6 protein-coding genes and 1 pseudogene are annotated in these 7676 nt (G+C 71.1%); 6 read left to right on the forward strand and 1 reads right to left on the reverse strand.

From position 1 onward, the window contains the following. Positions 1-10 precede the first annotated feature (10 nt). From AB2385_RS10695 to AB2385_RS10715, 5 genes are all read left to right on the forward strand, one after another. Complete coding sequence (locus AB2385_RS10695; RefSeq protein WP_367654979.1) at positions 11-403, forward strand: BlaI/MecI/CopY family transcriptional regulator; 393 nt, start codon at positions 11-13, stop codon at positions 401-403. Then, positions 403-1317, forward strand: a complete 915-nt coding sequence (locus AB2385_RS10700) for a M56 family metallopeptidase (RefSeq protein WP_367654985.1) — start codon at positions 403-405, stop codon at positions 1315-1317. Before AB2385_RS10695 ends, AB2385_RS10700 begins: the two co-directional genes overlap by 1 nt. A 55-nt stretch (positions 1318-1372) precedes the next feature. Then, positions 1373-2857 carry an ABC transporter ATP-binding protein gene (locus tag AB2385_RS10705; protein ID WP_367654980.1) on the forward strand — a complete coding sequence of 495 codons (1485 nt, stop codon included), beginning with the start codon at positions 1373-1375 and terminating at the stop codon, positions 2855-2857. Then, positions 2854-4398 (forward strand): hypothetical protein, encoded by a 1545-nt coding sequence (locus tag AB2385_RS10710; protein WP_367654981.1) that lies wholly within the window; start codon positions 2854-2856, stop codon positions 4396-4398. Before AB2385_RS10705 ends, AB2385_RS10710 begins: the two co-directional genes overlap by 4 nt. A gap of 169 nt (positions 4399-4567) precedes the next feature. Continuing rightward, positions 4568-6190 (forward strand): stalk domain-containing protein, encoded by a 1623-nt coding sequence (locus AB2385_RS10715; protein WP_367654982.1) that lies wholly within the window; start codon positions 4568-4570, stop codon positions 6188-6190. Positions 6191-6304: 114 nt separating this feature from the next. On the opposite strand, the gene AB2385_RS10720 is transcribed toward AB2385_RS10715, so the two are convergent. Continuing rightward, on the reverse strand, positions 6305-6988 hold the full coding sequence (locus AB2385_RS10720) for a hypothetical protein (RefSeq protein WP_367654983.1): 684 nt from the start codon (positions 6986-6988) through the stop codon (positions 6305-6307). A gap of 211 nt (positions 6989-7199) precedes the next feature. Between AB2385_RS10720 and AB2385_RS10725 the strand changes: the two are divergent. Beyond that, positions 7200-7676, forward strand: a pseudogene (locus tag AB2385_RS10725) (hypothetical protein); the annotation flags it as partial.

Below are 7676 nucleotides of genomic sequence, written 5' to 3' on the forward strand. Positions count from 1 at the left end.
GGTGACGAACATGACCGACGCCACCGGGTTCGACCTGGGGCCGCTGGAGGCCGACGTGATGCGGGTGGTCTGGGAGAAGGGCGAGGTGCAGGTGGAGGACGTGCACCGGGCCCTGCTCGCCGACCGGCAGATCGCCTACACCACGGTGATGACGGTGATGACCCGCCTGGTGCGGAAGGGGCTGCTCACCCGCCAGCGGTGCGGCCGGGCCTACCTCTATCGGGCGGCCCGAGGCCGGGAGGAGATGGCGGCCTCCACGCTGCAGGAGTGGTCACAGCGCTTCTTCGGGGGGCGGGTGCTGCCGGCGGTGAGCTTCCTGCTGGGCACCGAGAAGCTCTCCCCCGACGAGATCGCGGCGGTGCGCCGGCTGCTGGAGCGGCTGGAGGAGGGGGACGAGCGGTGATGGGAACTCTGGGGCTCATGGCGGCCTGGCTGTTCATCGTCAGCCTCTTCCTGGTGGATACGCTGACCACGCTGGCGATCGTCGGCCCGCACGTCAGCCCGGCCAGAAGGCAGGCCTGGGCGTCGGTGCTGCTCGTCGTGCCGCTCGTGATGCTCTTGCTGTCGCCTGCCGGTGCCTGGGCGGCCCTGGCCGCCGGCGGCATCGCCCTGTGGCGTCTGGGACTGCACCTGGCCGCCAGCAGACTTCTCCTGCGCGGCCTGGTTCCGGCCCCCGGGGAGGCGGCGGCCCGCATCCAGGCGCTGGCCACCGATTTCGGGCTGAAGCACCCGGTTGCGGTGCTGCTCGACCCCGCCGACCGGATGGAACCCGCGACGCTGGGGCTCCTCAGGCCCGTCCTGATCGTCACGCCTTCGGTTCTGGCGCTGCCCGAGCCCGAGTTCCGGGCCGTCATCGCCCACGAACTGGCCCACGCAATGCGGCGCGATCCCCTGCGAATCTGGGCCTGCGGCATCGCCCGCACGCTGCTGGGCTGGCACCCTCTGGTCCGCCGCGCCGCCGACCTGTTCCTCCTGGAGGTGGAGATGGCGGCCGATCAGCAGGCCGTGCGCTGGACGGGCGACCGGCGCGGCTACGCCCTGGCCCTCGCCCGCTGGGGGCTCCGGCAGACCGGCCGCACGGCAGCCGCGTGCGGTCCGGGCCACGCGCAGGCGGTGTGGACCGGTGCGTCGTCCCGCCTGGTGCACCGCCTCACCAGCCTGACTGACGCGGACATGCCGGCTCCGCATCTGAGCCTGCCCGCGTGGTTGGGCGGCGGCCGCTTGCAGCGGCGCTGGTGGGGCCGGATGGGCTGGTTTCACCTGCCGCTGGGCGTTGCGTATACCGTGCTGTACCTGGTGGTCACCCGCCTTGCCTGAGGCGGGCACCTTGATCGGCAAACTACTACAGCTGTAGTATCAAGGAGGGACGAGCATGGAGCGGTTCACGTACACCCGAACCGGCCAGGCCCTGAAGAACCGGCTGCTCACTCTCGGCGTGCTCGCAGGGGCCGATCTCGCAGGGTGGGTGATCGCCATCTTCCTGCTTCCGCCGCCATGGGGCCTCGGGGTGGGGCTGGGCGGCCTGGCCATCACCGCCGTGGTCTACTGGTTCGTCATGGCGCCGCTGCGCACCGCCCACGTGCTGGACGGGGAGCGGCTGCTGCTGCAGATGGGTCGCCAGCGCGTGGCGGTCCGGCGGCAGGACATCCGCACGGTGGCGCCCCTGAAGACGCCGTTGTCCCGGCGCCTCGATGTGGGCATCAGCTACCGCAGCCAGACCGACACGCTCTACGTCCTGGCCGACCACCGCCGGCTGGTGGCGCTCACCCTCGCCCGGCCCTACGAGTTGAAGGTGCCCGGACAGGGGCTCTGCCAGTTCACCCGCGTGGTGCTGAGCCTCGACGAGCCGGATCGTTTCTGCGCGGTGCTGGCCGGTCCGGGGTCGGCCGCTGAGCCTGTGGTTGTTCCGCCGCCGGCCGAGGCGCAGCCAGCCGCACCGGCGACCCGGACGCTTCCGCCCGCTGCCCCCGCGTCGACGACGACGCCAGCCGGTGCACGGGTGCCGCCGGCGATCCCGTCCGGTCCGCCGGCGCCTCCGGCGTATCCGGCTGCTCCAGCGGCGGACGGTGCAACGCCTGTTCCTTCTGCGCAGCGGGAGGCGTGCGGCGGCGCAGCCCTGCGGCTTGTCGGGCTCGTGAAGCGTTACGGCGACTTCACCGCCGTGAGGGGCATCAACCTGGAGGTGCGCTACGGCGAGGTACTCGCTTTCCTCGGCACCAACGGGGCCGGCAAGTCCACCACCATCCGGATGGCCACCGGCCTTCTGCGGCCCACGGCCGGCCGGGTGCTGGTGGAGGGGCGGGACCTCTGGGGCGAGGGAGGCCCGGTCCGCCGCCTGCTCGGGTATGTGCCCGATGTGCCGCTCCTGCACGAGTCGCTCACCGCCCGGGAGTTCCTCTGGCTGGTGGCCGGGCTGTACGACCTGCCGGAAGCGGAGGGGCGGCGGCGGGCCGAGCAACTGCTGGCCCAGGTGGGGCTGGAGCGGTGGGGCGACTACCAGATCCGCTCCTTCTCCCTGGGCATGAAGCGGAAGCTGGCCCTGGCGGCGGCCCTGGTGCACCGGCCCCGCGTGCTGCTGCTGGACGAGGTCACCAATGGCCTCGACCCTCGGGCGAGCCGCGCGGTGAAGGACTTCATCAGGGCGGCCGCCCGGGAAGGCGCGGCCGTGCTCCTCACCACGCACATCCTCGCGGTGGCCGAGGAACTGGCGGACCGCATTGCCATCATCCATGCCGGCGCGATTCGGGCCGTGGGCGACCTGGCCGTGCTCCGGGCCGCGGCGGGGCGGCCCGGCGCAGGGCTGGAGGAGTTGTTCCTGGCGCTTACCGACGACCCGCCCATGGGGGTGACGGCATGAGTGCGCGGCGTGGAACCCCAGCGGCCGGGGCCGCGATCGGGCTGCCCGTACGGGCCTTGCTCGTGGCGGCCTGGCGGGGCGCCTACAACGACGGCTGGCGCTTCAGCCGAGTGCGGACGGGCCTCTGGAGGGCGCTGCTACAGGTGGTGCCGGCCGGACTCTTCTTCTGGCGCCTGAGCAGCGTGCCCCCGGTGCTGCCCGCAGGTACGTTGGCGCTGCTCGCCTTTGCCGAGGCCTGGCTGCTTGCCCTGCTCGGGCTGCTGCTCAGGGGCCGCAGGCGGCTCTACACCGGTCCCCTCGTGCGCCTCGTCCACCTCTCGCCGACGCCGGCGGAGGCGGTGGTGATCGCCGATGTGATCGCGGCCACGCCCGGTCACGCGTGGACGGCACTGCTCCTTGCCGTTGCGCTCTCCCCCGCCGCCCGGGGCGCAGAACTGTGGGCAGGCGCGGCGATGCTGCTGGCAGCCCTGGCCGGCGGATGCCTCGGACACCTGACGGGGCTGGCGGTCCTGCTGAGCCTGGTCCGGCGCTGGCCCGGAGCGCTGGTGGCCATACCGGCCGTGGGCATGCTCCTGGCGCTCACCATGGCCGGCTGGCTCACCTACCTGTTCACCGTGGGGCTCTGGCGACCCGCACTTTCCGGGCTCGGGGCGCCGGCGCCCGGTGCCGGCGGGGTCGCGGCGGGGGAGCTGGCCCTGGTGCTGCTGCTCTCCCTGCCGGGCCTGCTCTGCTTCACCAGACTCCTGAAAAGGCGGGACGGGGAAGCGCATCGCGAGGGGTGGCTTGCCGTGTGCGAGATGGCGGATCGGCAGAGCCGCCCCCTGCGTTCTCGCTGGCCCGCCCTGGTGCGGGGACCGGCCGGCGCCCTCCAGGCCGGGGCCTGGCTGGCGGCCCGGCGCAACTGGTTCAGCCTCATCCGTCTGGGCTACGTCCTCTCGGGCCTCGCCTTGCCGCTCTGGTTGGGGCGGTTCGTGGCGGAATCCCGGGCCGACACCCTCTGCCTCGCCGCCGGCCTGCTGTTTGCGGTGTTCAACTACGGCGAGCAGGCGGCGGCGCTCTTCGCGGCGGACGGGGAGCGCGCGGCGCTGGCCCTGCTGGCTGGGGCGAAGCCGCACCAACTGCTGCTGGGCAAGTGGCTGGCCGGGCTGCCCCTGCCGCTGGTGGCAGGGCTCACAACGCTGACGTGGGCCTTGTCGGTGGGACTTTCACCGGCGCAGGTCGTCGTTCTCGCCGCCGTCTCCCTGGCGGTCGCGCTCGGCTGCCTCACCTGGATCGTCGGCGCAGCGGCGTTCGATGCGGCCCCGGGCCGATCTGCGCCGCAGCCGGAGTCGGGGACGCTGGCCCTGGCCTTCGAACAGGTGCCCACGCGGCCGGGGGGCGTTGTGGGGCTGGCAGGGGGTGCCGTGCTGGCAGGGACGGCCGTCTGGCTGCACGCCGGTGCACCGGCCTGGCTGCCAGTGCTGGCGGTTCCGCCGGTCCTGGCCGCGGCCGCTGGGCTGGGACGGTTGGCTCGGCTGGTGCACAGGGGCGTGGGGGAGTAGGGGACGGCTCGACACGTTGACTCGTCTTCTGTGATCGTGGGGGACTGATGTGCGGGGGGTGTGGCGGGGGAGCGCGGAAGGGTTCGGGTCGGGCGGCCTCGAAGGGAGAGACCGGAGGCCCGGGAGGGGGTATCCCCACAGAGCCGGGCCGGAGAAGGAGGGCTTACCCGTGAGACGGTTCGCCCGCGCCGGGGCGGCGCTGGCCGGGCTGCTGCTCCTGGGCGGCACGGCTGCGGCGGCCTTCGGTCAGTTCGAGACCATTCAGGTGCTTCGCAACGGCTTCACGCTCAGAGTCAACGGCCAGGCGGTGCAGGCCGACAACTTCCTGCTGAACGACCGGGCGTACGTGCGGCTTGCCGATGTGGCGGCGGCGCTGGGCATGACGGCGAGCTGGGACGGGGCCACCCGCACGGTGGACGTGGTGCCCCGCAGGGCGGGCATCCGCCTTACCGTGCCCGTCGACCCCTGGAACCCCGTCGTCGACCTGACGAGCCTCGGCGTGCGGGCCGCGGACGTGGAGGCGGTGGGGCTGGAGACGGCCGGGGAGCCCTACGTCTCCCGGCGGTTCTCCTTCGTCTGGGACGACCTCGTCATCGCCGACGAGGCTTCGGTGGCGAGCGGCCGCCCCGTGCTGGACCTGAACACCGAGTATACCCTGAAGCTCTTCACCCGGGGCGGCGGCGTGGTCCGGGCCCGCTTCACCACCGCGGGTCTGCCGGACCTCACCAGCACGGGTGAGCGCCGCATCATCCTGGTGCCGGCCATGCCCGAGCGGGGCTTCCACTGGCCCTACTTCCTGGTGCTGCCCGGCGACGCCCACCGGCAGGAGAACGCCGGCCACCGGCGGTACCTGGTGGTGGACATCAACAACACCGGCCCGGACAGCAGCATTACCGAGACCATCACCCGCACCCGCGCCCAGGTGGAGCAGAGGGAGCTGGTCTCCCTGAAGCTGGCGGAGGAGCTCTGGTCGCCGCTCCTGATGCCCGTGATCCCCCGGCCGGTGATCACCTACCGGTCCGGCGGCGAGGAGAACACTTTCTTGACGCACGCCCTGGACCGCGACGTCGCCACGCTGCACCTGAAGATGCAGGACCCGGAGCTGGCCCGGCTGCTCGAGCGCCAGTTCAGCCAGGCGGGCTACGCCGTGGAGAGCTTCACCCACCTGGATCAGCAGGTGGTGGCGATGATCGAGCACGCCGTGGGGTACCTCAACCAGTACGGCCACGACGTGGAGGAGCAGGTCTTCCTGGTGGGGTTCTCCGCTTCGGGCACCTTCCTCGACCGGCTGGCGGCGCTGCACCCGGAGAAGGTGAAGGCCCTGGTCTCGGGGGCCACGCTGGACAACATGCTGCTGCCCCTGGCCGAGTACGGCGGGGAGAAGCTGATCTACCCCATCGGTGTCGCCGACTACGAAGCCGTCGCCGGCCACCCCTTCGACCTTGCGGCCCACAACCGGGTGGCCCGGCTGATTTACATGGGCGAGGACGACCAGAACAACACGGTGCTCTACCGTGACTCATACGGCGACGAGGAGCGGCGGATCATCACGAAGCTGTGGGGCCAGGCGGTCCTGCCCCGGGCCCGGGCGCTGACGACGCTCTACGGTGAGGCGGGCGGACAGGGCATCTTCATCCTTGACCGCGGCGTGGGGCACGACTACTCCGAGGCGATGTACGCGTACATGAAGGCGTTCCTGGAGGCGAACAGGGACTCCGACGCGCCGGTGTACCCGCTGCCGGCCGACTGGGAGCAGCTGCGGTTTACGGTCTTCGCAGGCTCGCAGCGATGACACGACGGGTTCTGCCGTGCGGCAACGCCGGTTCGTCAGGCTTGGCAGCATTCAAGCCCGGCACCCGCCAGTGGAGGGGGTGCCGGGCTCCGGTTCGATCTGTTGGGAGGGCTTTCACGATTCCCTCTCCGGCGGCAGGCTGTAGACGACTGCGCCATGCTCATCGAGGAACTCCAGACGCGGGATGTCGTCCTTGTCCACCCGCATGCGGATGCGCGGGCGGCCCTTGCTGTCGTTGATCTGTACGACCGCATCCCCGTCTTCGGTGCGGCCCATGAACAGGCGCTCCGTTCCGGACTCACGGGCCAGGGCGTTCAGCACCTGCTGCTTCTCCGGCCCGTCCGGCATCTGCAGGGCCGCATCCACCCTGGCTGCGAAGTCGGAAAGGGGATACTCCGGCCGGTCAAACACCGTCACGCCGTAACCACGGCGGCCGTTGACCTCGTAATACCCGATGCTGACAATGTCCTGCTGGTTGTAGCGGTCCCACGTCAGGCCACTTCCGGCCACAGGCTGGCCGTTTTCCGTCCTGCCTCCGTACCAGAGACCGCCGCATTCGAATCCCTCGTTGTTGAAGAAGAGGAGGCCGGCCATGGGAAGGGAGTGAGACCGCTTGTAGGTCTTGCCGTTGACCACGGCGTCGGGAAGCTGGTGGGAGATGATCATCCGCACCGTGCCGTCGGGATCCCGTACGTTGATCCGCTCGACGTCAATCTCGGTGAACCTGGCTTTCTCGGTTTCGGACGCGGGTGGCACCTCCGATGATGTGGTAGGAGTGAATACTGCAGGAAATCGCATATTTCCTTCTCCACCACGAACCGTGGGTACTCCCGTGCCCGACTCTGTTCGTGTCCCACGCCGGAACGCCCATGCCGCCTGAGGCCGGGGTTGGGCCCGGTGAGGTAGACAACCCCGCCCCATGTCTGTAAAATAAGTACGCCAGACGGACCATTCAGCGAGGCCACCGCGGCTTCTCCGGCGGCCTCTTTCTCATAGGAGGCGACGTGCGTTGACCGACCGCCCCACGAAGGCCCTTCCCGGAGCCCAGGTGGCCGGCCGCCCGGTGAAAGTGGGCTTCATCTCCCTGGGCTGTGCCAAGAACCTGGTGGATACCGAGGCGATGATCGGCCTGCTCCAGAACACCGGCTATCAGATCACCAACCGGGAGGAGGAGGCCGACGTCCTCGTGGTGAACACCTGCGGCTTCATCGAGGACGCCAAGCGGGAGTCCATCGAGGCCATCCTCGAGGCCGCCCAGCAGAAGACGACGGGCCGGTGCCAGGCGCTGGTGGTGGCGGGGTGCATGGTGCCCCGCTACGGCGAGGAGCTGGCAAAGGAAATCCCCGAGATCGACGCCCTCGTGGGGACCGCCGACTACCCCCGCATCGGCGAGGTGGTGGCGGGCGTGCAGGCCGAAGATGCCCACCACCCAGCGCGCCCCCCGGCCGCCGCGCCCCCCCCCCGGGCCGTCCGCGCACACGGCCCC

The sequence above is a fragment of the Symbiobacterium sp. genome, from assembly GCF_040797425.1.
Taxonomy (GTDB): Bacteria; Bacillota; Sulfobacillia; order Symbiobacteriales; family Symbiobacteriaceae; genus Symbiobacterium.

Excerpts from the sequence above, each read along its gene's own strand:
- AB2385_RS10695 (WP_367654979.1), top strand. The coding sequence starts at position 11 with ATGACCGACGCCACCGGGTTCGACCTGGGGCCGCTGGAGGCCGACGTG.
- AB2385_RS10700 (WP_367654985.1), top strand. The coding sequence starts at position 403 with ATGGGAACTCTGGGGCTCATGGCGGCCTGGCTGTTCATCGTCAGCCTC.
- AB2385_RS10705 (WP_367654980.1), top strand. The coding sequence starts at position 1,373 with ATGGAGCGGTTCACGTACACCCGAACCGGCCAGGCCCTGAAGAACCGG.
- AB2385_RS10710 (WP_367654981.1), top strand. The coding sequence starts at position 2,854 with ATGAGTGCGCGGCGTGGAACCCCAGCGGCCGGGGCCGCGATCGGGCTG.
- AB2385_RS10720 (WP_367654983.1), bottom strand. The coding sequence starts at position 6,988 with ATGCGATTTCCTGCAGTATTCACTCCTACCACATCATCGGAGGTGCCA.